Raw genomic sequence first — 24,880 nt, forward strand, 5'->3', positions numbered from 1 at the left:
GCGCACCACCAGGCGCAGTCGGGGCTGCACGGCGCCAATGCGCTGGCCCCCGGGAAGCTGCACGGAACACGGCAGCGGCAGGTTGGCCAGGCGCTGCTCTGCCGGCTGCAACAGGAGACGGTGGGACAGGCTCATGACGCCTCTTTCTTCAATGTGCTGGTCGATGACATGACGATTGCGGTCAGATCGGGTCTTGGAGCTGTACCGGGGCGCGAAGTCAGCGAACGGATATGGCCTGAAGGTCTCCACAGACCTGAATCCGGCTGTATGACATGCAATGAGACGTGCCGTATCCCATGCTGACGTGGACTCCAACTTGATCTTTCGCGCTGCTTGCAATTGTTCTGAAGTCAGGGCTCGAACCGCTTGGATGAAGAAAAAAGTGTGAAATAAGTCATGAAGTCTGAACCTTGTTGTGCAATTTTTTCTTGATGTGCATCAGATACTGATATTTTTTTCGCATGACTGATGTTTCGACAGTGGGCTGCTGCCGGTTCCGTTGACACCGACCTACGCTCGTTGAGCGTTCTCGAACTCTACTGGACTGACATAGCCGAGCGTCGAATGCCGGCGCGTCGGGTTGCAGAACCTCTCGATGTAGTCGAGAACACATCAGCCCTGATCTTGTCGCGCGTACGGTAGCGCTTTGGTGCCACACGTTCGGTCTTCAATGTGCTGAAGAAGCTCTCCATGGCCGAGTTGTCCCAGACCTCGCCGGCGCGGCTCATGCTGCATGCTCCTTGAGCAGGTCCTGGAAGTGCGTGCTGGTGTACTGGCTGCCCTGGACGCCCTTCTTCTATTTGTCAAGCGGCGAATTGCGTCTGTGCGATCTCCCGGGTTCGTTGTCGAATCAAGGTGGAGACCTCACGCGCGATGTATCGCTTGAGGCAGCGGATGGCTTCCAGCTTGGAGTGTCCTTCGACGATGCGCCGGGCGAACACATCGATGACGAAGGCCACAGACAGCCAGCCTTGCCAGGTCGAGACATGCGTGAAATCCGAGACCCGGAGCTGAGTGGGGCGATCGGCCTTGAAGACGCGGTTGACCCGGTCCAACGGGCACGGTGCCTTGGCGCCGCTGATGGTGGTGCGCACCACCTTGCCACGGATGACGCCGCGCAGGCCCAGGCGCTGCATCAAGCGTTCCACCGCGCAGCGGGCCACCACGATGCCCTCACGGTTCAGTTGCCGCCAGACCTTGTCGGCACCGTAGACCTGCATGTTCGCTCGCCAGAGGCGCTCCAGGTCCTTCACGCGCTTCTCATCAGCCGTGGTCGGCCCATCACGCAGGCCGCTGTCGCGTTCATGCCGGCGCACCCAACTCAGCAGGGTCTGGGATGTGCAGCCGATCTTGGGGGCGATCGACTCCACCGCCGCCCACAATGACGGGTACTCACTGCGGTGCTCAAACACCATGCGAGGTGACCTGGCAGCGCTGCCGCGTGCACTTCATGCGCAACGCCCTGGCGCATGCCGGCAAGACGCAGCGGCGCATGGTCAGCGCGGCCATCGGCACGGTGTTCGTGCAGGACAGCGCCGATGCCGCGCATGCCCAGTGGCGCACCGTAGCCGACCAGCTTCGCGGCAAGTTCCCCAAGCTCGGCACTCTGATGGACGATGCCGAGCACGACGTGCTGGCTTTCATGACCTTCCCCAAAACCCATTGGGCGCAGATTGACTCGACCAACCCGCTGGAGCGGCTCAATGCCGAGATCAAGCGACGGACCAACGTCGTCGGCATCTCCCCCAACGATGCCTCCATCACGCGCCTGGTCGGCACCATGATGCTGGAGCAAAACGACGAGTGGTCTCTCAACCGCCGCTACATGCAGCTTGAGGGCCTGCAAACGCTCTGCGATACTGTCCCAACTCGGCTGTCCGCTGTGGCACGCTGAGTCACGTGTACCTCAGCCTGTCCGGGCTGTGGACTTACACCACGCGCAGGGACGCGACCGACATGGGCTGCAGAAGCGAATTTCACGGATTTTTCAGAGCATCGCACACCCTAGGTCGGCTCTGATGGGTCGGCTGGCCTCCGAATGTATCGGCTTGTCGAGGGGCGCCTCCAAGGCGGGGTCGACACGCCGCACCGGATGTGTGGGGCAAGCCAACCTTGGTGCGAAGCTGGGGGTGGCGAGTGGGAGGCACGGCTATAATTTCAAGGATTTGCGTCATGCTGGGTCGAGCTCGGACACGGGTTGTTTGCGCACCCGACGCACCCCAAACACAGCATGTTTTCAACGCTACAACAAGCCACGCCGCATCAAGCGCGCCCGGAGAACAAATCAATGCTGCCGTTGCAACCCAAAGCGATTTTGGCCCTTGCCGACGGTTCGGTCTTTCACGGTGTTTCCATTGGCGCAGCCGGGGAAACCACGGGTGAGGTGGTGTTTAACACTGCCATGACTGGCTATCAGGAAATTCTCACCGACCCGAGTTATTGTCGGCAAATCGTCACGCTGACCTACCCGCATATTGGCAATGTCGGCGTGAACCAGGAGGATGTGGAGGCCGCGAAAGTCCATGCCGCTGGCCTCATCATCAAGGATCTGCCTCAACTCGACTCGAATTTTCGTAAAACCGAAGGCTTGGGCGATTATTTGCGGCGCTCGGGCACGGTTGCCCTGGCCGGCATCGACACGCGCAAACTCACCCGGCTGCTGCGCAGCAAAGGCGCGCAAAACGGCTGCCTCATGGCATTGCCCCTCGGCCAAGTCGTCAGTTCGGCCCATGTGGAGCAAGCGCTTGCCAAGGCGCGCAGTTTTTCTGGCTTGGCCGGCATGGATCTGGCCAAGGTCGTGAGCACGGCCGAGCCCTATGCCTGGGGGCAAACCACTTGGTCACTGGAGCAGGGCTATGGCGAGTTGGGCAAACCTGGCTTTCACGTCGTTGCCTACGACTTCGGCGTCAAGTTCAACATCTTGCGCTTGCTGGCCTCGCGTGGCTGCCGCGTCACCGTGGTGCCGGCGCAGACCACGGCCGAAGCGGTGCTGGCCATGCGACCGGACGGCGTCTTCCTGTCGAACGGGCCGGGCGACCCTGAGCCCTGCGATTACGCCATCGCCGCAACCCGCAGCTTGATCGATCATGGCGTGCCCATATTCGGCATTTGCCTGGGTCACCAGATCATGGCCTTGGCGGCAGGCGCGCGTACTTTCAAGATGAAATTCGGTCACCATGGGGCCAACCATCCGGTGAAAAACCTCGACACTGGGCGAGTGAGCATCACCAGTCAGAACCACGGCTTCGCTGTCGATGCCGAAACACTGCCGCTGCATGTGCGCACCACCCATGTTTCCTTGTTCGACGGCACCTTGCAGGGCTTTGAGTTCCGCGACAAGCCCGCGTTCTGTTTCCAGGGCCATCCTGAAGCCAGCCCAGGTCCCCACGATATTGGCGAACTGTTCGACCGCTTTGTTGGCTTGATGCAGTGTCAACGGGCTGCGGCCTGAAGCCTGGGTCTGGCCGCCATGCACGACTTGTTCGGCATCACCAATATCGGGCTGTATGTGCTCGGTGTGGTGTTCGTCGTGCTGCTGCCGGGGCCAAACTCGTTGTACGTGCTGAGCGTGGCCGCGCAGCGCGGCGTGAAGCAGGGCTATCTCGGTGCCTGCGGCATTTTCATCGGCGACACGGTGCTCATGGTGCTGGCCGCCGCGGGCCTGGCCAGTCTGCTCGAGGCGGTGGCCTGGCTGTTCATCGTCGTCAAGCTGGTGGGTGCGGCCTACCTCGCCTGGATCGGCTTCAACATGCTGCGCGCCGCGTTGCGTCGCTACAAGCAGGCCGAAGCGCCAACCGCGCCACCGGCACGGGTCGACGCCGCGCACCCCTTGGGCAAGGCCTTGCTCATCAGTCTGCTCAACCCCAAGGCCATTTTCTTTTTCATTTCGTTTTTCATTCAATTCGTCGATCCGGCTTATGCGCATCCGGCGCTGTCCTTCCTCATCCTGGGTGGCATCGTGCAATTTTTCAGCCTGCTCTATCTCTCCACGCTGATCTTCGCCGGTTCGCGCCTGGCCGAGGCGTTCCGCCGCCATCGCCGCCTTGCCGCCGCGCTCACCGGCGTGGTGGGCGCGGCCTTCATGGCCTTCAGCGCACGGCTCGCCACGGCGTCGATCAAGTGATCCAACCCGATTTTTTCCAGCATTCCAGCAGCATCGCCCCATGCCCAAGCGCACAGACATTCACAGCATCCTGATCATCGGCGCCGGCCCCATCGTCATCGGCCAGGCTTGCGAGTTCGATTATTCCGGAGCCCAGGCCTGCAAGGCCTTGCGCGAAGAGGGTTACAAGGTCATTCTGGTCAACAGCAATCCGGCCACGATCATGACCGACCCGGAAACGGCGGACGTCACCTATATCGAGCCCATCACCTGGCAAGTGGTCGAGACCATCATTGCCCGCGAACGGCCCGATGCCATCCTGCCGACCATGGGCGGACAGACCGCGCTGAACTGCGCCCTCGACCTGCACCACAACGGGGTGCTGACCAAGTACGGCGTGGAACTCATCGGTGCCAAGCCCGAGGCCATCGATATGGCCGAGGACCGGCAGAAGTTCAAGCAGGCCATGACCCGCATCGGCCTGGGTTCGGCGCGTTCGGGCATCGCCCACACCCTGGACGAAGCCTGGGGCGTGCAGAAGACCATCGGCTTTCCCACCATCATTCGCCCCAGCTTCACGCTTGGGGGAACTGGCGGCGGCATCGCCTACAACCCGGAAGAGTTCGAGGCCATTTGCAAACGCGGCATCGAAGCCTCGCCGACCAGTGAGCTGTTGATCGAGGAATCGCTGATCGGCTGGAAAGAGTTCGAGATGGAAGTGGTGCGCGACAGCGCGGACAACTGCATCATCGTCTGCTCGATCGAGAACCTCGACCCGATGGGCGTGCACACCGGCGACTCGATCACCGTCGCTCCGGCGCAAACCCTGACCGACAAGGAGTACCAGGTCATGCGCGACGCCAGCATCGCCGTGCTGCGCGAAATCGGGGTGGATACCGGCGGATCGAACGTGCAGTTCGCGGTGAATCCGGCTGACGGACGGCTGATCGTCATCGAGATGAATCCGCGCGTGTCGCGTTCCTCGGCGCTGGCCTCGAAGGCCACGGGATTCCCCATTGCCAAGATCGCGGCCAAGCTGGCCGTGGGCTACACGCTTGACGAGCTGCGCAACGACATCACCGGCGGCGTCACCCCGGCGTCGTTCGAGCCGACCATCGACTATGTTGTCACCAAGGTTCCGCGCTTCGCCTTCGAGAAATTCCCCCAGGCCGATTCACGTCTGACGACGCAGATGAAGTCGGTGGGCGAGGTCATGGCCATCGGCCGGACCTTTCAGGAAAGTTTCCAGAAGGCGCTGCGTGGTCTGGAAGTCGGCGTTGACGGCCTGAACCAGAAAACCACCGACCGCGAGACGCTGGAGCGCGAACTCGGCGAGCCCGGACCCGAGCGCATCTGGTATCTGGGCGATGCGCTGGCGCAGGGCTTCAGCCTCGAGGATGTGCACCAGCTCACCCGCATCGACCCCTGGTTCCTGGCGCAGATCAAGGACATCGTCGATACCGAACTGCAGCTCGAGCGCACCCAGCTGGAAGCGCTCGATGCCGACACCCTGCGCTGGCTCAAGCGCAAAGGCTTTTCGGATCGCCGCATGGCCTATCTGCTCAAGTCCACGGAAAGCGCCGTGCGCAAGCGCCGCCACGAGCTGGGCGTGCGCCCGGTGTACAAGCGGGTCGATACCTGTGCCGCCGAGTTCGCCACGCAGACCGCCTACCTCTACTCGACCTACGAGGACGAGTGCGAGGCCGAGCCCACCGACCGCAAGAAGATCATGGTGCTGGGCGGCGGACCCAACCGCATCGGCCAAGGCATCGAGTTCGATTACTGCTGCGTGCATGCGGCATTGGCGTTGCGCGAAGACGGCTACGAGACCATCATGGTCAACTGCAACCCCGAAACCGTCTCCACCGATTACGACACCTCCGACCGGCTCTACTTCGAGCCGCTGACGCTGGAAGACGTGCTGGAAATCGTCGACAAGGAAAAACCCGCCGGCGTCATCGTGCAATACGGCGGGCAGACGCCGCTGAAGCTGGCGCTGGCGCTGGAGGCCGCGGGTGTGCCCATCATCGGCACCAGCCCCGACATGATCGACGCCGCCGAGGACCGCGAGCGTTTCCAGCATCTCATCAACGACCTGGGTTTGCTGCAGCCGGCCAACCGCACCGCACGCTCCGAGGCGGAGGCCATCGCCAAGGCCGAGGACATCGGCTATCCGCTGGTGGTGCGCCCCAGCTATGTGCTGGGGGGGCGGGCGATGGACATCGTGCACGAGCAGCGCGATCTCGAACGCTATATGCGTGAGGCGGTCAAGGTGTCGCACGACTCGCCGGTGCTGCTCGACCGCTTTCTCAACGATGCCATCGAATGCGATGTCGACGCCATCTGCGACGGCCACGACGTGTTCGTCGCCGGCGTCATGGAACACATCGAACAGGCCGGCGTGCACTCGGGCGATTCGGCCTGCTCGCTGCCGCCGTATTCGCTGTCGGCCACCACCATCGCCGAACTCAAGCGCCAGACCGTGGCCATGGCGCATGGGCTGAATGTGGTGGGCTTGATGAACGTGCAGTTCGCGATCCAGCAAGACGGCGGCGAAGACCGCATCTTCGTGCTCGAGGTCAATCCCCGCGCTTCCCGCACCGTCCCCTTCGTCTCCAAGGCCACCGGCCTGCAACTGGCCAAGATCGCCGCGCGCTGCATGGTCGGCCAGACCCTGGCGCAGCAGCGCATTCCGGCTGAAGTCGTGCCCGGCTACTTCAGCGTGAAAGAGGCGGTTTTCCCCTTCGTCAAATTCCCCGGTGTCGATCCCATACTCGGCCCCGAGATGAAATCCACCGGCGAGGTGATGGGTGTGGGCCGCAGCTTTGGCGAGGCTTTCGTCAAATCGCAAATCGCTGCGGGTTCGCGCTTGCCCGAGGCGGGCGTTCCCGGCAGCGCCAAGGTGTTCCTGTCCGTCAAGAACAACGACAAGGCGCGCATGGTGGAAGTCGCGCGCGAGTTGGTGGCCATGGGTTTCCTGCTCACGGCCACGCGCGGCACGGCGGCATCCTTGGTGGCGGCTGGCCTGCCCGTGGAAGTGGTCAACAAGGTGACCGAAGGCCGGCCCAATGTCGTCGACATGATGAAAAACGGCGACATCGTGCTGGTGGTCAACACGGTTGAAGAGCGGCGCAACGCCATTGCCGATTCACGTGCCATCCGCATCACCGCCCTGGCCAGCCGCGTGGCCACATTCACCACCATTGCAGGGGCCGAAGCCGCGGTGGAAGGCATGAAATGCCTGCAGCAATTCGAGGTCTATCCCCTGCAGGCTTTACATCAGTCGCTGCGTTTGGCACACTGAAGAAGTACACCGATGAATCGCCGTGGCAGTGCGCTGCTGCGGCGTTTTTTTTGAAACTCCATCACCGGATGCATCTCCCATGCCCACACCCATGACCCGCCGTGGCGCGGAAAAACTCAAGGCTGAACTGCAGCGTCTCAAATCCGTTGAGCGCCATGCCGTCATTCAAGCCATTGCCGAGGCACGGGCACAGGGCGACTTGTCGGAAAACGCCGAGTATGAAGCGGCGAAGGATCGTCAGGGCTTCATCGAAGGCCGTATTGCCGAGTTGGAAACCAAGCTGTCGTCGGCACAAATCATCGACCCTGCCGAACTGCATGCCGAAGGCCGCGTGGTGTTCGGCGCCACCGTGGAATTGTCGGACGAGGAAAGCGGCGATGTCGTGGTCTACCAGATCGTCGGCGACGATGAGGCCGACTTGAAGCTGGGCATGATTTCGGTGAGTTCGCCCATCGCCCGTGCGCTCATCGGCAAGGAGGAGGGCGACATCGCCCAGGTCATGGCGCCGGGCGGCGTGCGTGGCTATGAAATCGTCAAGGTGAAATACGCATGAACGCGCTCATGCACTTGCGCCTGCGCTTCCTGTTCGCAGCCTTGTGGCTTGGCGGCTTGGCGGCCGTTGGCCTGATCGGCGCGCCAACGGCCTTTGCCATCGTGCCGGACAAGATGCTGGGCGCCATGGTGGCCAGCCGCATGTTTTATCTCATGACCCTTGCCGCCGTGATCCTCGGCATCGTGCTGGCTTTGCTGGAGCGCCGTCACGCCCAGCCGCTCTCGGCGGCAACGCCTTTTTTCCTGGTGCTTGGCGGCATTTTCTTTGCCGTGCTCGGCGAGTTCGGCGTAGTGCCCAACCTGATTCAAGCTGCCGTCAGCCATGCACCCAATGCCGGCATGTGGCATGCAGCCGCAAGCCTGGTCTATTTGTTGCAGGCGGTGTGCGTTTTTGCGTATGTCTGGAAGCTGCCGGCCGCAGCTGAATGGCGAGCCGGAGCTTGAGCCAGATGGTTCTGGCGGCTCGCTGGAACGACTTCAGCCCAGACGAATTTTTTTGATGCTGGATTGACGTGGTTTGGCACGCTTGACCTTGCCCGTGGCCGTCAGCCGCTCGTTCCCCAGCACGGTCACGCGTTTGATGCGGGCGCGGTGGGTGGGGCTGGTGGAGGGCACGACAACTTTCACCTGCTTGGGGCCGGCGCCCTTGGTTTTGCCCGTTGAAGCGTCATCGCGTTCGAGCGGAATGGGCCGGAACAGCACCAGAATCTTGCCGATACTTTGCACCGGCGCGGCACCGAGAGTTTCACAAATGCGTTCCATGCTTTCGGCACGGGCCAGGCGATCATCCGAGGCCACACGCACCTTGATCAGCCCGTGGGACGACAAGGCGCGATCAATTTCGGCCATGACCGCTTCGGTCAGACCCTGGTCGCCGATGAGCACGGTCGGTTTGAGCGGATGGGCCTGGGCGCGCTTGGTGCTTCGGTCGGCTGGTGTGAGGTGCAAGGTGGTCATGCCTGGATTATCCGTCTTCTGCCTGCCGCGCCATCGGCAACTTCAAATGTCTCGATGAAAAACCTGTCCTCATGAAAAAAAATCGTTTCAAGAAAGCCTGGTTGAACGAGCATCTGCACGACCCGTTCGTCAAGCGGGCGCAGAAGGACAACTACCGCTCGCGCGCCGTCTACAAACTGCAGGAAATCGACGAAGCCAACAAGCTCGTTCAGCCCGGCCATGTCGTGGTGGATCTTGGCAGCGCGCCCGGAGCCTGGTCGCAATACCTGGGTCGCAAACTGGCCAGTCCCGACGGCAGCCTGCGCGGAACGGTCGTTGCGCTGGATTTGCTGCCCATGGAACCGGTGACCGGCGTGCAGTTCATTCAGGGCGACTTCCGCGAAGCCGAAGTGCTGGCCCAACTCGAAGCGGCGCTGCAGGGCAGGCGGGTGGATGTTTTGCTGTCGGACATGGCGCCCAATCTTTCGGGCATCGCCTCGGCCGACGCTGCGCGCATCGAACACCTCGCCGACCTCGCGCTCGACTTTGCGCGCAACTGGCTGAGCGATGATGGCGTGATGCTGATCAAGAGCTTTCACACGGGCTATTTCAGCCAGATCGTCAACCGTTTCAAACTGCAGTTCAAAATCGTGAAGGCGATCAAACCCAAGGCTTCGCGGGACCGCTCGGCAGAGGTGTTCATTTTGGGGATGGATCCCAAAATGCAAAATGGCGGCGACGATTCCTGAGTAAGCTATTGTTGTGGTAATTTTCATAGTTACAGGCTAAAAATTTCCTTCGGCCTTGTGGGTTTACTCGGAGAAATACAGGAGTCAAGGCTTGATTCGCCTAGAATCGGGCGCAGATTGAGAGTGCTGCGATTCACTCGTTTGCTCCACACTGGAGCCCCAGGAGTCTGTTTTGAACAATCAATGGTTTTCCAAAGTTGCAATCTGGCTGGTGATCGGGCTGGTGCTCTTCACCGTGTTCAAGCAGTTCGATCGCACGGCACCGACCGACTCCGTGAGCTACACCCAGTTCATGCAAGAGGCCAAGCAAGGCCGCGTGAAAAAGGTGATCGTGCATCAGAGCGGCACGTTGGACGTGACCACGACCGAAGGCCGGCGCTATGCGCTGACTTCGCCTGGCGACTTGTGGATGGTGGGAGACCTCATCAAGGACGGCGTGCAGGTGACCGGCGCCCCACGCGAGGAGCAGTCCTTCCTCATGCAGATCCTGATCTCCTGGTTCCCCATGCTGCTGCTCATCGGCGTGTGGGTCTACTTCATGCGTCAGATGCAGGGCGGCGGCCGTGGGGGCGCGTTCAGTTTTGGCAAGTCCAAGGCACGCCTGCTCGACGAATCCAGCAACACCGTGACTTTCGCTGACGTGGCCGGGTGCGATGAAGCGAAGGAAGAAGTCAAAGAGCTGGTCGACTTTCTCAAAGACCCGCAAAAATTCCAGAAACTCGGTGGGCGCATCCCTCGCGGGGTCTTGCTTGTCGGCCCTCCTGGCACAGGTAAAACGCTGCTGGCCAAGAGCGTGGCCGGCGAAGCCAAGGTTCCTTTCTTTTCCATTTCGGGCTCCGACTTCGTCGAAATGTTCGTCGGCGTGGGCGCATCCCGCGTGCGCGACATGTTCGAGACGGCGAAGAAGCATGCGCCCTGCATCATCTTCATCGATGAAATCGACGCCGTCGGGCGGCATCGCGGCGCGGGCCTCGGCGGCGGCAACGACGAGCGTGAACAAACCCTCAACCAGATGCTGGTGGAGATGGATGGTTTCGACACCAACCTCGGCGTCATCGTGATCGCGGCCACCAACCGTCCCGACATTCTCGACCCGGCACTGCTGCGTCCTGGCCGCTTCGACCGCCAGGTCTATGTGCAGCTTCCGGACATTCGTGGTCGCGAGCAGATTCTGATCGTGCACATGCGCAAGGCCCCCATCGGCCCCGATGTGCGTGCCGACATTCTCGCGCGCGGCACGCCTGGTTTTTCTGGCGCCGATCTGGCCAATCTGGTGAATGAGGCCTCGCTGTTCGCCGCCCGTCGTAGTGGCCGGCTGGTCGAGATGGAAGATTTCGAGCGCGCCAAGGACAAGATCATGATGGGCGCCGAGCGCAAGGGCATGGTCATGCCCGAGGACGAGCGCCGCAACACGGCTTATCACGAGTCCGGCCATGCCCTGGTCGCCAGGTTGATGCCCAAGACCGACCCGGTGCACAAGGTCACCATCATCCCGCGCGGCCGCGCCCTGGGCCTGACCATGCAGTTGCCGGAGAACGATCGCTACAGCATGGATCGCGACCGCATTCTCAGCATGATCTCGGTGCTGTTCGGTGGGCGCATCGCCGAAGAAGTGTTCATGGACCAGATGACCACCGGCGCATCCAACGACTTCGAGCGCGCCACGCAATTGGCGCGTGACATGGTGACGCGCTACGGCATGTCGGATGCTCTCGGGCCGATGGTCTATGCCGAGAATGAAGGCGAGGTGTTCCTCGGCCGCTCCATCACCAAGACCACCCATGTGTCCGAACAGACCATGCAGAAGGTCGATGGCGAAATTCGCCGCATCATCGACGAGCAATACGCGCTTGCACGCAAGCTCATCGAGGACAACAAGGACAAGATGCATGCCATGGCCCGGGCCTTGCTGGAGTGGGAAACCATCGACTCCGACCAGATCGAGGACATCATGTCGGGCCGCCCGCCGCGCGCGCCCAAACCGCCTGGTGCGACCACCACGGGCCAGCAGCCACCGGCCGCAGGGCGGCCCAGCGGCTTGCCCGCCGACGCGCCATCGGCATCGGCTGCCTGAGTCGCCCATTCGAAGCAACGGCCCGGTCGACACCGGGCCGTTTTTTCATCGGCAACCCAACCACGCCTTGATCGACATTCCATGATTCAACCCTGGTCGGCGGGTCGATTCCAGTTGGCGCTTTCGCGCCCCTTGGTCATGGGCATCGTCAACGTCACGCCGGACTCGTTTTCCGATGGCGGCCAGCATGACGACGCCAGCTCGACCATCCGTCATGCAAGCGGGCTGGTGGAGGCGGGAGCCGACATCCTCGATATCGGCGGCGAGTCCACGCGTCCCGGCTCCCGCGCCGTGGATGCCGACACCGAGTGGGCGCGCATCGAGCCTGTGTTGCGCGAGGCCGTGCAGTGGGGTGTGCCGATTTCGGTCGACAGCTACAAGCCCCAGACCATGCAGCGTGCGCTCGATCTGGGCGTGGACATCATCAACGACGTCTATGCCCTGCGCATGCCCGGGGCCGAGACCATCGTCGCAGCTTCGCAAGCCGGCATCTGTCTGATGCACATGCAGGGCGAACCCGGCACCATGCAACTCCAACCTCACTATGGCGACGTGGCGGCCGAGGTGCGCGATTTTCTGTTGCAGCGAACTGCTGGTCTCCTGGCGCTGGGCGTTCCCGCCTCTCGCCTTTGCCTCGATCCTGGCTTCGGTTTTGGCAAGTCCCTGGTTCACAACATTGCCTTGGCGCAGGGGCTCGAAGCGCTGACGGCTTGCGGCTATCCAGTCCTGGTGGGGGTTTCGCGCAAGTCCATGATCGGCGGCACTTCCGGGCGCCCGGTTGCCGACCGCCTTCCCGGCAGTCTTGCCGCGGCGCTGGCTTGCGTCGCCGCAGGCGCACGGATCGTTCGCGTGCATGACGTTGCCGCCACCGTCGACGCCTTGAAAGTATGGACGGCCTTGCGCGGTTGAGGGCAGCCTTCCATCATCCCGCAATCGCGGTTTGGCAAAATCCAACCCAATGCCTACAGTGCACCAACCTTCAAGCGATGGAGCCAAGATGAGCAGACAGTATTTCGGAACCGATGGCGTGCGCGGACGCGTGGGCAAGAGCCCCATCGTCCCTGAATTCGGCTTGCGCCTGGGCCATGCTGCCGGGCGCGTGCTGCGTCGGCATGGCGTGGAGCGCCCGGTGGTGCTCATCGGCAAGGACACGCGGGTGTCGGGCTATATGCTCGAAGCGGCGCTGGAATGCGGTTTTTCGGCCGCCGGCTGTGATGTGGTGCTGGTCGGGCCACTGCCCACGCCCGGCGTGGCCTACCTCACGCGGGCGCTGCGGCTGGATCTGGGCGTGGTCATCAGCGCCTCACACAACCCGTTTGCCGACAACGGCATCAAGTTCTTTTCCGCCGGCGGCAGCAAACTGCCCGATGCCTGGGAATTGGAAGTCGAAGCGGAACTGCCCGCCGCCGAGGGTTGCGTGCCTTCCGAACAACTCGGCAAAGCACGCCGGCTGGACGATGCGGCAGGGCGCTACATCGAGTTCTGCAAAAGCACCTTTCCCAACCACCTGACCTTGAAAGGTCTGCGTCTGGTGGTGGACTGCGCCCATGGCGCGGCGTATCACATTGCTCCGGCGGTGTTTCACGAACTCGGTGCCGAGGTCATTTCCATCGGCGTGCAGCCCGACGGCTTCAACATCAACAAAGACGTCGGCGCCACCGCGCCGGATGCCTTGATCCGCGCGGTCAAGGCCAATCGCGCCGACTACGGCATTGCCCTCGATGGTGATGCCGACCGCTTGCAGATCGTGGACAGCCAAGGCCGCCTGTTCAACGGCGACGAATTGCTCTACCTGCTGGCGGTGGACCGCAAACCCACCGGCGTGGTGGGCACGCTCATGACCAATCTCGCCGTCGAGCAGGCCATCAAGGCGCAGGGCCTGGAGTTCGTGCGCGCAGCCGTGGGCGACCGCTATGTGCTGGAGGAACTGCTGGCACGCGGTTGGCAACTGGGCGGGGAGGGCTCCGGACACATCCTGCTGCTGGACCGCCACACGACGGGCGACGGCGTCGTCGCCGCCCTGCAAATGCTGGAGTTGGTGGTGCGCACCGGCAGGAGCCTGGCCGAGCAACTCGCCGCCGTGCGCCTGTTTCCACAGACGCTGCTCAACGTCAAGCTCCCGCCCGGCCTGGACTGGAAGACACACGCGGGTTTTGCCCAGGCCCGCGCCGCTGCCGAAGGCAGCCTCAACGGCAGCGGCCGCGTCCTCATTCGCCCCAGCGGCACCGAACCGGTGCTGCGCATCATGGTCGAACATGCCGATCCGGTGCAGGCCGAGCAGTTGGCGCAAAGCATGAAGGCGGTGCTTGTCGGGCCATGAAGGCCCCGGAGTCGCGCGACGCCAAGATTCGATCTTGCCGCCTGTCGTGCAATGCCCATATGCATCCAAATGTGAGAGATGTGACGAGGTTGTCGTTGTCACGGAACTGTCACGGGACGGCACTTGAATGTGGGTTTGAACACTGCGCCTTCAGCGGTGCCCATCCCCAGGAGAGAACCCTATGCCTACCCCAATGTCCCGCCGCAGCCAACTCAAGTTCCTGCTGGCATCCGCCGGCCTGACCCTCGCCGCTTCGGCGCTGCCGCTCACGGCCCAGGCCGCTTCGGTCAGCCTGCTCGAAACCGGCTCCACCCTGCTGTATCCGCTGTTCAATATCTGGGTGCCCGACTACACCAAGATGCATGGCGACATCAAGATCACCACCCAGGGTACGGGCAGCGGCACCGGCATCGCCGAAGCCATTTCCGGCGTGGCGCAGATCGGCGCCTCCGACGCCTACATGGCCGATGGCCAGATCAAGCAGAACCCCAGCATTCTCAACATCCCGCTGGCCATTTCTGCCCAGACCATCAATTACAACGTCCCCGGCCTGAACAAGACCCACCTCAAGCTCGACGGCCCGGTGCTGGCCGGCATTTATAGCGGCACGATCAAGAACTGGGACGACGCGGCCATCAAGGCGCTGAACCCCGGCGTCAAGCTGCCTGACCACGCCATCGTTCCCATTCACCGCACCGACGGCAGTGGCGACACCTTCATTTTCAGCCAGTACCTGTCGTTTTCCACGCCGAAGTGGAATGACAGCGTCGGCTACGGCACCTCCATTTCCTGGCCGGCCGTGCAGGGCGGTGTGGGTGCCAACGGCAACCCCGGCATGGTGCAAGCCAGCCAGCAGACGCCGTACTCGGTGGCCTACATCGGCGTGAGCTTCCACGCTGAAGTCGCCAAGGCTGGGCTGGGCACGGCGATGATCAAGAACCGCGCCGGTCGGTTCCTGCTGCCCACGGCCAAAACCGTGAGCGCCGCCGCCGATGGCCTGATCGCCAAGACCCCGGCCGATGAGCGCATCAGCCTGGTGTTCTCTGCGGGCGCCGACTCCTATCCCATCATCAACTACGAGTACGCCATCGTCAACGCCAAGCAGGCCAATCCCGAAACCGCCAAGGCGATCAAGGACTTCCTGAACTGGGCGGTTGAATCCAAGGGTGGCAACGCGGCCAAATACCTCGACGTCGTGCGCTTCATCGCCCTGCCGGCGCATATCCAGCAGTTGAGCAAGGCGCAGATCGCCAAGATTCAGTAACTGCAGTAACGCTTGCTTGCAGGCATCTTCCCTGGCGTCGCCTACATTGGCGGCCCAGGGCTTGCGCCCAATCCGCTTTCACCATCACGCTCGACGGCTCGCAGGCATCATCCATGCGTCTTTTTCGTCCCGGTCTTCAAGCTGTCTCCACCATCATTCCGCTGGTTCTGCTTGCGGTTTTCGTTTTTCTCACGGCCTATTCATGGCCGGCCATTGAATTCAACGGCCTGCATTTCCTCTTCTCCAATACCTGGAGTCTGGGCAATCTTTACGCCAACCCGGTTCAGCGCAACGGTTTCACGGTGCCCATGGGCGCCCATTACGGCATCGCCGTGTTCATCGTCGGCACCCTGGCGAGTTCGGCCATCGCGCTCCTGCTCGCAGTGCCCGTGGGCATTGGCGTAGCCCTGTTTTTGGCCGAGTACGCGCCCCACCGGCTGCGCGGAGTGTTCGCCCAGATCGTCGAACTGCTGGCCATGGTGCCCAGCGTGGTCTATGGCTTGTGGGGCCTGGAGGTGCTGGCCCCTTTGACCATGAAAGTCATCGCGCCGTTTCTGGCGCATGCACTGCCCTTCATCCCCTTCTTCTCGGCCCAGGCCACCAGCGGCTACGGCTTGCTCACGGCGGGACTGGTGCTGGCCTTGATGGTGCTGCCGGTCATTTCCAGCACGCTGATCGAAGCCCTGCAGCGCGTGCCCAAGGAGTTGCGCGAATCCTGTTTCGCCCTCGGCGCAACGCGCTCCGAAATGCTGCGCAAGACGCTGTTGCCCGCCGTGCGCGCGCCCCTCATCGGCGCGGTGATTCTGGCCCTGGGCCGCGCTCTGGGCGAAACCATGGCCGTGCTCATGGTCAGCGGCGGTGCGCTGAATTACCTGCCTGGCAACATCTACAGCCCCATCACCAGCATGGCGGCCTTCATTGCCTCCCAACTCGACAGTGCCTTGCAAGACCCCAGCGGCATGGCCGTGCGCTCGTTGGCGGAAATTGCTCTGGTCTTGCTCATCATCGCGGTCATCGTCAATGTCATCGCTCGCCTCCTCACCCGACGTGCCAAGTTCGCAGGCTAAACCTGCCCTTCGGCGCTTCATGCCGCGCGGCCGGCGCTACGGCAATGCCCTGTTCGGCGTGGCCTGCACCCTGGCTTTCGTCGTGGTGGTCGTGCCCCTGGTGGACATTCTCTGGACCGTCCTTTCGCGCGGCGCCCAGGCGCTGAACTGGACGGTGTTCTCCCAGGTGACCAATGGCATCAGCGGCGGCTTGCTGAATGCCATTGAAGGCACCTTGGTCCTCAGCGGTGGCGCCTTGCTGCTCGCCGCGCCGATTGGCGTGCTTGCAGGTGTGTATCTGGCCGAATATGGCGCCGGCGCCTGGGGACGTTTGGTGCGTTTCCTCGCCGATGTGCTCACGGGCGTGCCATCCATCGTGCTGGGGTATTTCAGCTACGTCACGCTGGTGGAGGAAATGGGCTGGCAATTCTCGGCCCTTGCAGGGGCCATCACCCTGGCCATGTTGATCGTGCCCTATATCGCGCGGTTTACTGAACTGGCGATGCGGCAAAACCCGCCCAGCCTGCGCGAGGCGGCGTATGCCCTGGGTTGCAAGGAGCCGCAGGTCGTGTTCAAGGTGCTGCTGCCGGCGGCACGTTCGGGTGTGATCACCGGCGTGCTCCTGGCGCTGGCCATTTCGGTGGGCGAAACGGCGCCGTTGATCTACACCGCTGGCTGGTCCAACTACCTGTGGAATGGCCAACTCACCCACGAGCCGATTGGCTACCTCACTTATGTGATCTGGAGCTTCATCAACCAGCCCTTCGCCTCGGCGCATGCCTTGGCCTATGCGGCGGCTTTCATCGTGATCGGCGTGGTGCTGCTGATCAACATCGCGGCGCGGTTGCTGCTGCGGCAGCGGCTGTGACGCTTGCTCACGGCCGATACAACTGCGAACGACCATGACGTTCATCGTTTTGTCATATTCTCTGCTTAGAGTGTTGACTTGTACCCGCGTGTTTCACGCGGTGCACACATCAACCTCGGGAGAGCACCAGTCATGAAGATATTGTTCAAAAGCTTGATCGCCGGCGCTGCGCTGGCCACCTCGGCCGGCGCTTTCGCGCTGGATGTCACAGGCGCTGGATCATCCTTCGCCAACCCGCTGTATTCCAAATGGGCCGATGCCTACCAGAAAGCCGGCGGCGGCCGCTTGAACTACCAGTCGGTGGGCTCTGGCGCGGGCATCAAGCAGATCCTCGCCAAGACGGTGGATTTCGGCGCCTCGGACATGCCGCTGACCGATGAGCAACTCGCCAAAGACGGCCTGGTGCAATGGCCAACCGCGGTGGGTGGCATCGTGCCGGTGGTGAAAATCGAAGGCATCAAGAGCAATGAGCTCAAGCTCGACGGCGCCGCGCTGGCCGACATCTACATGGGCAAGATCACCAAATGGAACGACCCGGCCATCGCCAAGCTGAACCCGGGCGCGAAGTTGCCGAATGCGCAAATCGCCGTGGTGCGCCGCGCCGATGCTTCGGGCACCTCGTTCGGCTTCACCAATTACCTGAGCAAGGTCAACAAGGAGTGGGCCGAGAAGTACAAGTTCGGCACCACGGTCGACTGGCCGGTTGGCGTGGGCGGCAAGGGTAACGAAGGCGTTTCGGCCTTCGTGCAGCGTCTGCCCAATTCCATCGGTTATGTGGAAGTGGCCTATGCCAAGTCCAACAATATGGCGATGGTCGAGTTGCAGAATGCCGACGGCAAGTTTGTTGCCGCCACGGACGCCAACGTGAAGGCCGCTGCTGCGGGCGCCGACTGGGCCAAGTCGTTCTACCAGATCCTGACCAACCAGCCCGGCGCCACCGCCTGGCCCATCACCAGTGGCACCTTCGTGCTTGTGCACAAAGTGTCCGACAAGCCCGAGCAGACCGATGCGGTGCTGAAGTTCTTCAACTTCGGGTTCGACAAGGGCGATGCGATTGCCGAGCAACTGCAATACATCCCGATGCCAGACTCGGTGAAGGCGCAAATCCGCAAGGAATGGGCCGGCATCAAGACGACCTCAGGCCAGGCCGTGTGGAAGAACTGAAAACGTCCTTGATTTCCTGAAGCCGGCTTGCTGGGCCTCGTGCCAATGCAAGCCGGTTTTCGCGCATGAAAGACCCCGCCATGTCCGTGACATCTTCCTCTGCAAATCTCGAACTTGCTTCGCGGGTGGTCGCCGGCGGGGCCCAGATGGGACAGCGCCGCAGCCCTGGCCGCCTCGGCGATTCCTTGTTCGGCGCCGCAGCGTGGCTGGCCGCGTTCATCACCTTGCTGGCCCTGGCCGGCATCATCGTGTCCCTGTTCATCGGCGCGTGGCCCGCCATCCAGACTTTCGGTCTGAAGTTTCTCGTCACGAGCCAGTGGAACCCGGTCGATCATGTGTTCGGCGGGTTCACCATGATTTACGGTACCGTGCTCAGTTCGCTCATTGCTCTGTTGATTGCCGTTCCCGTGAGCTTCGGTATCGCCCTGTTCCTCACCGAGCTTTCGCCGCGCTGGCTGCGCCGGCCATTGGCCACCGCGATCGAGTTGCTGGCGGCCATTCCCTCCATCGTCTTCGGCATGTGGGGCCTGCTGGTGTTCTCGCCGCTGTTCTCCACCTATGTGCAAACACCGCTGCAGAACTGGTTCGGTGATGTGCCGCTGCTTGGCGCCCTGTTCCAGGGGCCGCCCGTGGGCATTGGCCTGCTGGCTGCGGGCATCATTCTGGCCATCATGATCATTCCCTTCATCGCTTCGGTGATGCGCGATGTGTTCGAGACCACGCCGCCCATGCTCAAGGAGTCGGCCTACGGCGTGGGCTGCACCACCTGGGAAGTCATGCGCAACGTGGTGCTGCCCTACACCAAAACCGGCGTCATCGGCGGCATCATGCTCGGCCTGGGGCGGGCGATGGGGGAGACCATGGCCGTGACCTTCATCGTTGGCAACACCAGCCATTTCAACGGAGCCTCGCTGTTCGACGCGGCCAACACCATCACCTCGGTGTTGGCCAACGAGTTTGCCGAGGCCTCCACCGAGCATCAGGCTGCCTTGTTCTATCTCGGTCTGGTGCTGTTTTTCATCACCTTCCTGGTGCTGGGGCTGTCCAAGCTCTTGCTCCGACGCCTGGGTCGGTTCGAGGGGAGCCGGACATGAGCGCCACCATGCCCCCTTTGCAACGCGACTTTCGCCTGCAGCGCTTTCGCAAGCGCAAGATCATCAACGCCGTGGTGCTGACCTTGGCGATGGCGGCGATGTTGTTCGGCATGGTCTGGCTGGTCTGGATTCTGTATTCCGTTCTGGCGCAAGGCTTGGGCGGCATGAGCGTGTCGGTGTTCACGCAAATGACACCCCCACCCGATTCCCCAAATGGCGGCCTGCTCAACGCCATCTATGGCTCGGTGCTCATGACCGGAGCGGCCACGCTGCTGGGTACGCCCGTTGGCGTCATGGCTGGTGTGTACCTGGCGGAATACGGCGGCAAGACGGCTTTCGGCCGCGCCACGGATTTCATCAACGACATTCTCCTGTCCGCGCCGTCCATCGTCATCGGTCTGTTCGTCTATGCGCTCATCGTCGCCAACACCCACACCTTTTCCGGCTGGGCCGGCGTTGCGGCACTGGCGCTGATGGTCGTTCCCGTGGTGGTGCGAACCACCGTGGACATGCTGCGCCTGGTGCCGAGTTCCTTGCGCGAGGCGGCTTACGCCCTGGGCGCGCCGAAGTGGAAGGTGGTGTCAGCGGTCATCCTGCGCGCGGCGCGTGCCGGGGTTCTCACCGGCATCATGCTGGCGGTGGCGCGTATCGCGGGTGAAACCGCGCCCCTGCTGTTTACCGCGCTGAACAACCAGTTCTGGACCGCCGGCCTGTCCCAGCCCATGGCCAGCCTGCCGGTCACCATCTACAAATTCGCCATGAGCCCCTATACCAATTGGCAGCAGCTCGCCTGGGCGGGTGTTCTGATCATCACGGGCGGCGTCCTGCTCATCAACATCACGGCCCGTCTGCTGATCGGGAAGAAAGACTGAACCATGAATACTCCCGCCGCCCAGGTCAATCCGCCACCGGCACGCTTGTCGGTGCGCAACCTCAACTTCTACTACGGCAAATACAAGGCGATCAAGAATGTCAGCCTGGACATTGCACAAAACCAGATCACCGCGTTCATCGGGCCCTCGGGCTGCGGCAAGTCGACGCTGCTGCGGGTGTTCAACCGCATGTTCGAGTTGTACCCCGACCAAAGGGCCGAGGGCGAGGTGTTGATCGACGGCCAGAACATTCTCACCTCCGGCGAGGATGTGTCGCTGGTGCGCGCGAAGATCGGCATGGTGTTCCAGAAGCCCACGCCGTTCCCGATGTCGATCTACGACAACATCGCCTTTGGCATCAAGCTGTACGAAAAACTGTCGCGCGCCGAAATGGACGAGCGCGTGGAAGGGGCGCTGACCAAGACGGCACTGTGGGACGAGGTCAAGGACAAGCTGCAGCAAAGCGGCATGAGCCTGTCGGGTGGCCAGCAACAGCGCCTGTGCATCGCCCGCGCCATTTCCATCAAACCCGAGGTGCTGCTGCTCGACGAGCCGACATCGGCGCTCGATCCCATTTCCACCGCCAAGGTGGAGGAACTGGTGACGGAGCTGAAGAAGGACTATACGGTTGCCATCGTCACCCACAACATGCAGCAGGCGGCCAGGGTGTCGGACTACACCGCTTACATGTACCTGGGCGAGATGATCGAGTTTGGCGACACCAACCAGATCTTCCTCAAGCCCAAGCGCCAGGAAACCGAGGATTACATCACCGGCCGATTCGGCTGAAGCGGAGAGCAATCATGGGCGACAAGCATATTTCCACGCAGTTCGATGCCGAGATCAGTGCCATTTCCACACAGGTGCTGGAAATGGGCGGCTTGGTCGAATCGCAAATCGCGCAGGCGGTGTACGCCCTGCGTCACTTCGACGTCGAGGCTGCGCGCGGCGTGCTGCTCAACGAGAAGCGCGTGAACCAGATGGAGGTGGATATCGATGCCGATGTCACCCAGATCATCGCCAAGCGCCAGCCCACGGCGCGCGACCTGCGCCTGCTGATGGCGATCTCCAAGACCATCACCAACCTGGAGCGTGTCGGCGACGAGGCTGACCGCATCGCCCGCATGGCGCGCGACCTGATCGAGTCGGGCTCGAACCTCGGCATCTCGTTCAACGAAATCACGCGCGAATCCGACCTGGCCATCGCCCAGATTCGCAAGGCGCTCGATGCCTTCGCCCGGCTGGACGAAAAGGCCGCGGTGGAAATCGTGCATGGCGACACCGCCATCGACGACGAGTTCGACTCCTTCATGCGCAAGCTCATCACCTATGTGATGGAAGACCCGCGCAACATCTCGGCCAGCCTGGATCTGGTGTTCATCGCCAAGGCCATCGAGCGCATCGGCGACCACGCCAAGAACATCGCCGAGTTCGTCATCTATGTGGTGCGCGGCACCGATGTGCGCCACAACAAGGACGCCTTCAACGAGGTGGCCAGCTCACTCTGAACCATGACCATGGCCAGCAATATTCTCGTCGTCGAAGATGAACCAGCCATTGCCGAACTGCTGGCGGTCAACCTGCGTCATGCCGGGCACTGCCCGATTCTGGCCGGCAGCGCCGAAGAGGCCTTGCGCCTGATTCGCGACATCCTGCCCGACGTCATGCTGATCGACTGGATGCTGCCCGGCATGTCCGGCCTGGCGCTGGCGCGCGAGTTGCGCCAGGGCACGCGCACCCGCAGCATCCCGCTCATCTTGCTGACCGCCCGCAGCGAAGAGGCCGACACCATCGCCGGGCTCGACGCTGGCGCGGACGACTACATCACCAAGCCATTCTCGCCCAAGGAGTTGCTGGCCCGCATCCGCTCGGTGCTGCGCCGGCGCTCGCCCCAGCTCACCGACGAGCCGGTGCGTGCCGGCGGCCTGGCGGTGGACCCGTCCACGCGCCGCGTCACCTTCACCGGCGGCGCGAGCGAGCAGGACTTGCGCCTGGGGCCGACCGAGTTCAAGTTGTTGCATTTCATGATGACCCACCCCGAGCGCGTGCACAGCCGCGGCTCCCTGCTCGACAAGGTTTGGGGCGACCATGTGTTCATCGAGGAGCGCACGGTGGACGTGCATATCAAACGCCTGCGTGAAGCCCTGGCCCCGGTGCATTGCGCCGAGCTGGTGGAGACCGTGCGCGGTGCCGGCTATCGCTTCACGCTGCGGCAAAATGCACCTGCGCTGCAACTCGCGCCCGGGGCTTGAGGCCGGTGTATCGGCCGGCATCTGAGGCGCTGTTGCGCGCCCGCGGCGACAGGCCGCAGGATGCCTCGAACCAGCCCCGAACCAAGCCCGCCGCTGTCCTCGTATCTCCCCACCGTTTGCTCCGCCACCAAGTCCAACCTTCATGCGCGCCGTCATCTTCCGCCTGATGGGTGTGATCGTCCTGATGCTGGTGAGCGCAGGCCTCGTCGGCTGGTGGTTCGGCCCCTTGCCAGCGGCGCTGGTGGCTTGTGCCGTGGCGCTGGTGGTGATCGGCGTCGACACCGCTGCGCAGCTTCGTGTCCTGGCGTGGCTGAAATGGCCGCGGCACGACAACATTCCCACGGCACGTGGCGTCTGGGCCGAGATGCTCTATCGCGCTGCGCGCCAGTTGCGCCTGTGGGAAACCCGCGTGGCGCACGAGGAAGACAAACTCAAGCGCTTCATCGAGGCGCTGCAGGCTTCGCCCAATGGCGTGATCCTGATGGACGCCAGCGACCAGATCGATTGGTGCAACGATACCGCGGCGGCACATTTCGGACTGGACCCGAAACGCGACCTGCGCCAGCACGCCGTGCACCTGATCCGCAACCCCGAGTTCTTCGCTTACATGGGCGCCAAGCGCTTCGACGAGCCGCTGCTCATGCGCCGCAACGGCAGCTACGGCCCCTTGCTGCTGAGCGTGCAGATCATCCCTTATGGCGAGGGCGAGAAGCTGCTGCTGTCGCGCGACGTCACCCAGGTCGAGCGCACCGAGGCCATGCGGCGCGACTTCGTCGCCAACGTCTCGCACGAAATCAAGACGCCGCTCACCGTCATCGCCGGTTTCGTCGAATCCTTGCGCGCCCTGGAGTTTTCAATCGAGGAGCGCGACCACATCCTCGGGCTGATGCAGGAACAGTCCGACCGCATGCGCCATCTGGTCGACGACCTGCTGACCCTGGCGCACCTGGAAGGCGACCCGCATCAACCGGCCGAGGAACGCATGGACATGCGGCAGATGGTCGAGCGGCTGGCAGCCGATGCACGCGCGCTGTCGGCCGGGCGCCATCGCATCGAGGCCAGCGCCGACGCGGGCGGTTTGCGCGGCGCGCGCACCGAACTCACCAGCGCATTCGGCAATCTGGTGAGCAATGCCGTGCGCTACACCCCGCCGGGTGGCGAGGTGCGCATCACCTGGCGCGTGCTGCATCCGGACTACGGCGACCCCTACGCCGAGTTCAGCGTCAGCGACACAGGCATCGGCATTGCGCCGGAACATATTTCCCGCCTGACCGAGCGCTTCTACCGCGTGGACCGCGGGCGCTCGCGCGAATCCGGCGGCACCGGGCTGGGGCTGGCCATCGTCAAGCATGCGCTGCTGCGGCACCAGTCCGAGCTGCGCATCAGCAGCCAACCCGGGTTGGGCAGCACCTTCAGCGTGCGTTTTCCGCTGGCGCGGCTGGATCTGGCCAAGCCAGGTCAGGCAGCTGGAGCGCCGGATGCGCCTCAGGCCGACCGCGAGTCGATCAGCGCCTGATGGCTGCCGCAGCCCGTGCGACCACCGCGCGGACGCTTCCACGAGCCTTGCGCGTTCATGTCCCAGGCGTTGCCCGGGCATTTCCAGTGCACCTTCAAACCTTCGGCGATGACCTTGCGCTTGGCCTTGGGGTCCAGCACGGGGGTGGCGATTTCAACCCGGCGGAACAGGTTGCGCTCCATCCAGTCGGCCGATGAAATCCACACGTCTTCCTTGCCGCCGTTGAAAAAATAGAACACCCGCGAATGCTCCAGGAAGCGGCCGATGATGGAGCGCACGCGTATGGTTTCCGACAGCCCCGGTACGCCCGGCCGCAGCATGCAGGGCCCGCGCACCAGCAGGCGAATTTCAACGCCGGCCTGCGAAGCCTTGTACAACTCCTCGATCACCGTGGGCTCCAGCAGCGCATTCACCCGCGCCCAGATGCGCGCCCGCTTGCCCGTTCTGGCGATGCGGGCCTCGTTGCGGATGGCTTTGAGCAGGTTGTCCAAGAGCGAGAACGGCGACTGCCACAGACGCTTGAGCGGTTCGAACTGCGATGAGCCGGTGATTTCCAGGAACACCTGGTTGACGTCGGCGCAAATGGCCTCGTCGGCCGTCATCAGGCCGAAATCGGTGTAGAGGCTGGCGGTGCGAATGTGGTAATTGCCGGTGCTCACATGCACGTAGCGGCACAACTGCGGCGAGCGCCGGCCGCGCTTCTCGCGCCGCACCACCATCAGCATCTTGGCATGGCATTTGAAGCCCACCACGCCGTACACCACATG

Annotated in this window: 21 protein-coding genes and 3 pseudogenes; 20 read left to right on the forward strand and 4 right to left on the reverse strand. The window is 62.8% G+C overall.

Annotated features, from left to right (window positions below; all coding sequences use genetic code 11):
* Positions 1-510 precede the first annotated feature (510 nt).
* Together ACYCUK_RS16970 and ACYCUK_RS16975 are read right to left on the reverse strand one after the other, a co-directional pair.
* Positions 511-787 (reverse strand): annotated as a pseudogene (locus ACYCUK_RS16970) (IS3 family transposase); the annotation flags it as partial.
* A gap of 133 nt (positions 788-920) precedes the next feature.
* Positions 921-1,415, reverse strand: a pseudogene (locus ACYCUK_RS16975) (IS3 family transposase); the annotation flags it as partial.
* Positions 1,416-1,423: 8 nt separating this feature from the next.
* Between ACYCUK_RS16975 and ACYCUK_RS16980 the strand changes: the two are divergent.
* The 6 genes and pseudogenes from ACYCUK_RS16980 to ACYCUK_RS17005 form a co-directional block, all read left to right on the forward strand.
* A pseudogene (locus ACYCUK_RS16980) lies at positions 1,424-1,894 on the forward strand (transposase); the annotation flags it as partial.
* 393 nt (positions 1,895-2,287) lie between these two features.
* Positions 2,288-3,451, forward strand: a complete 1,164-nt coding sequence (carA, locus tag ACYCUK_RS16985) for a glutamine-hydrolyzing carbamoyl-phosphate synthase small subunit (RefSeq protein WP_461595863.1) — start codon at positions 2,288-2,290, stop codon at positions 3,449-3,451.
* 18 nt (positions 3,452-3,469) lie between these two features.
* Positions 3,470-4,123, forward strand: a complete 654-nt coding sequence (gene leuE / locus ACYCUK_RS16990; RefSeq protein WP_461595864.1) for a leucine efflux protein LeuE — start codon at positions 3,470-3,472, stop codon at positions 4,121-4,123.
* A 40-nt stretch (positions 4,124-4,163) separates the two neighbouring features.
* Complete coding sequence (gene carB / locus ACYCUK_RS16995; protein ID WP_461595865.1) at positions 4,164-7,406, forward strand: carbamoyl-phosphate synthase large subunit; 3,243 nt, start codon at positions 4,164-4,166, stop codon at positions 7,404-7,406.
* 79 nt (positions 7,407-7,485) lie between these two features.
* The gene (gene greA / locus ACYCUK_RS17000; protein WP_461595866.1) at positions 7,486-7,959 is read left to right on the forward strand and encodes a transcription elongation factor GreA; all 474 of its coding nucleotides are present in this window, start codon (positions 7,486-7,488) and stop codon (positions 7,957-7,959) included.
* Positions 7,956-8,402, forward strand: a complete 447-nt coding sequence (locus ACYCUK_RS17005) for a DUF4149 domain-containing protein (RefSeq protein WP_461595867.1) — start codon at positions 7,956-7,958, stop codon at positions 8,400-8,402. Before greA ends, ACYCUK_RS17005 begins: the two co-directional genes overlap by 4 nt.
* Before the next feature lie 33 nt (positions 8,403-8,435).
* Here the strand turns inward: ACYCUK_RS17005 and ACYCUK_RS17010 are convergent, their stop codons facing one another.
* Positions 8,436-8,915, reverse strand: a complete 480-nt coding sequence (locus tag ACYCUK_RS17010) for a YhbY family RNA-binding protein (protein WP_112486075.1) — start codon at positions 8,913-8,915, stop codon at positions 8,436-8,438.
* Between the two features lie 71 nt (positions 8,916-8,986).
* On the opposite strand from ACYCUK_RS17010, the gene ACYCUK_RS17015 reads away from it, so the two are divergent.
* The 14 genes from ACYCUK_RS17015 (at position 8,987) to phoR (ending at position 24,113) form a co-directional block, all read left to right on the forward strand.
* A complete protein-coding gene (locus tag ACYCUK_RS17015) occupies positions 8,987-9,643 on the forward strand; it encodes an RlmE family RNA methyltransferase (protein WP_461595868.1) in 657 nt (218 codons plus the stop codon).
* 172 nt (positions 9,644-9,815) lie between these two features.
* Positions 9,816-11,717 carry an ATP-dependent zinc metalloprotease FtsH gene (gene ftsH / locus ACYCUK_RS17020; RefSeq protein ID WP_112486077.1) on the forward strand — a complete coding sequence of 634 codons (1,902 nt, stop codon included), beginning with the start codon at positions 9,816-9,818 and terminating at the stop codon, positions 11,715-11,717.
* A gap of 81 nt (positions 11,718-11,798) precedes the next feature.
* Positions 11,799-12,626, forward strand: a complete 828-nt coding sequence (gene folP, locus ACYCUK_RS17025; RefSeq protein WP_461595869.1) for a dihydropteroate synthase — start codon at positions 11,799-11,801, stop codon at positions 12,624-12,626.
* Between the two features lie 88 nt (positions 12,627-12,714).
* Positions 12,715-14,037 (forward strand): phosphoglucosamine mutase, encoded by a 1,323-nt coding sequence (gene glmM / locus ACYCUK_RS17030; RefSeq protein ID WP_461595870.1) that lies wholly within the window; start codon positions 12,715-12,717, stop codon positions 14,035-14,037.
* A gap of 181 nt (positions 14,038-14,218) precedes the next feature.
* Complete coding sequence (pstS, locus tag ACYCUK_RS17035) at positions 14,219-15,301, forward strand: phosphate ABC transporter substrate-binding protein PstS (protein WP_461595871.1); 1,083 nt, start codon at positions 14,219-14,221, stop codon at positions 15,299-15,301.
* Positions 15,302-15,414: 113 nt separating this feature from the next.
* A complete protein-coding gene (gene pstC, locus ACYCUK_RS17040) occupies positions 15,415-16,368 on the forward strand; it encodes a phosphate ABC transporter permease subunit PstC (RefSeq protein WP_461595872.1) in 954 nt (317 codons plus the stop codon).
* 19 nt (positions 16,369-16,387) lie between these two features.
* Complete coding sequence (pstA, locus tag ACYCUK_RS17045) at positions 16,388-17,215, forward strand: phosphate ABC transporter permease PstA (protein WP_461595873.1); 828 nt, start codon at positions 16,388-16,390, stop codon at positions 17,213-17,215.
* Between the two features lie 132 nt (positions 17,216-17,347).
* A complete protein-coding gene (gene pstS, locus ACYCUK_RS17050; RefSeq protein WP_461595874.1) occupies positions 17,348-18,379 on the forward strand; it encodes a phosphate ABC transporter substrate-binding protein PstS in 1,032 nt (343 codons plus the stop codon).
* 80 nt (positions 18,380-18,459) lie between these two features.
* Positions 18,460-19,473, forward strand: coding sequence for a phosphate ABC transporter permease subunit PstC (pstC, locus tag ACYCUK_RS17055; protein ID WP_461595875.1), 1,014 nt, complete (start codon positions 18,460-18,462; stop codon positions 19,471-19,473).
* Entirely contained in the window at positions 19,470-20,345 is an 876-nt protein-coding gene (pstA, locus tag ACYCUK_RS17060; protein WP_461595876.1) for a phosphate ABC transporter permease PstA, read from the forward strand. Before pstC (ACYCUK_RS17055) ends, pstA (ACYCUK_RS17060) begins: the two co-directional genes overlap by 4 nt.
* A gap of 3 nt (positions 20,346-20,348) precedes the next feature.
* Positions 20,349-21,134, forward strand: coding sequence for a phosphate ABC transporter ATP-binding protein PstB (gene pstB / locus ACYCUK_RS17065; RefSeq protein ID WP_461595877.1), 786 nt, complete (start codon positions 20,349-20,351; stop codon positions 21,132-21,134).
* A gap of 14 nt (positions 21,135-21,148) precedes the next feature.
* Positions 21,149-21,853, forward strand: coding sequence for a phosphate signaling complex protein PhoU (gene phoU / locus ACYCUK_RS17070; protein WP_461595878.1), 705 nt, complete (start codon positions 21,149-21,151; stop codon positions 21,851-21,853).
* Positions 21,854-21,862: 9 nt separating this feature from the next.
* Positions 21,863-22,597 carry a phosphate regulon transcriptional regulator PhoB gene (gene phoB, locus ACYCUK_RS17075; RefSeq protein ID WP_461595881.1) on the forward strand — a complete coding sequence of 245 codons (735 nt, stop codon included), beginning with the start codon at positions 21,863-21,865 and terminating at the stop codon, positions 22,595-22,597.
* Between the two features lie 142 nt (positions 22,598-22,739).
* The gene (gene phoR, locus ACYCUK_RS17080; protein ID WP_461595879.1) at positions 22,740-24,113 is read left to right on the forward strand and encodes a phosphate regulon sensor histidine kinase PhoR; all 1,374 of its coding nucleotides are present in this window, start codon (positions 22,740-22,742) and stop codon (positions 24,111-24,113) included.
* Here the strand turns inward: phoR and ACYCUK_RS17085 are convergent.
* Positions 24,083-24,880, reverse strand: a 798-nt coding sequence (locus ACYCUK_RS17085) for a polyphosphate kinase (RefSeq protein WP_461595880.1), incomplete at its 5' end; no start/stop codon positions are given. The two genes, phoR and ACYCUK_RS17085, sit on opposite strands and share 31 nt — an antisense overlap.

This window comes from Thiomonas sp. (genome assembly GCF_054608695.1).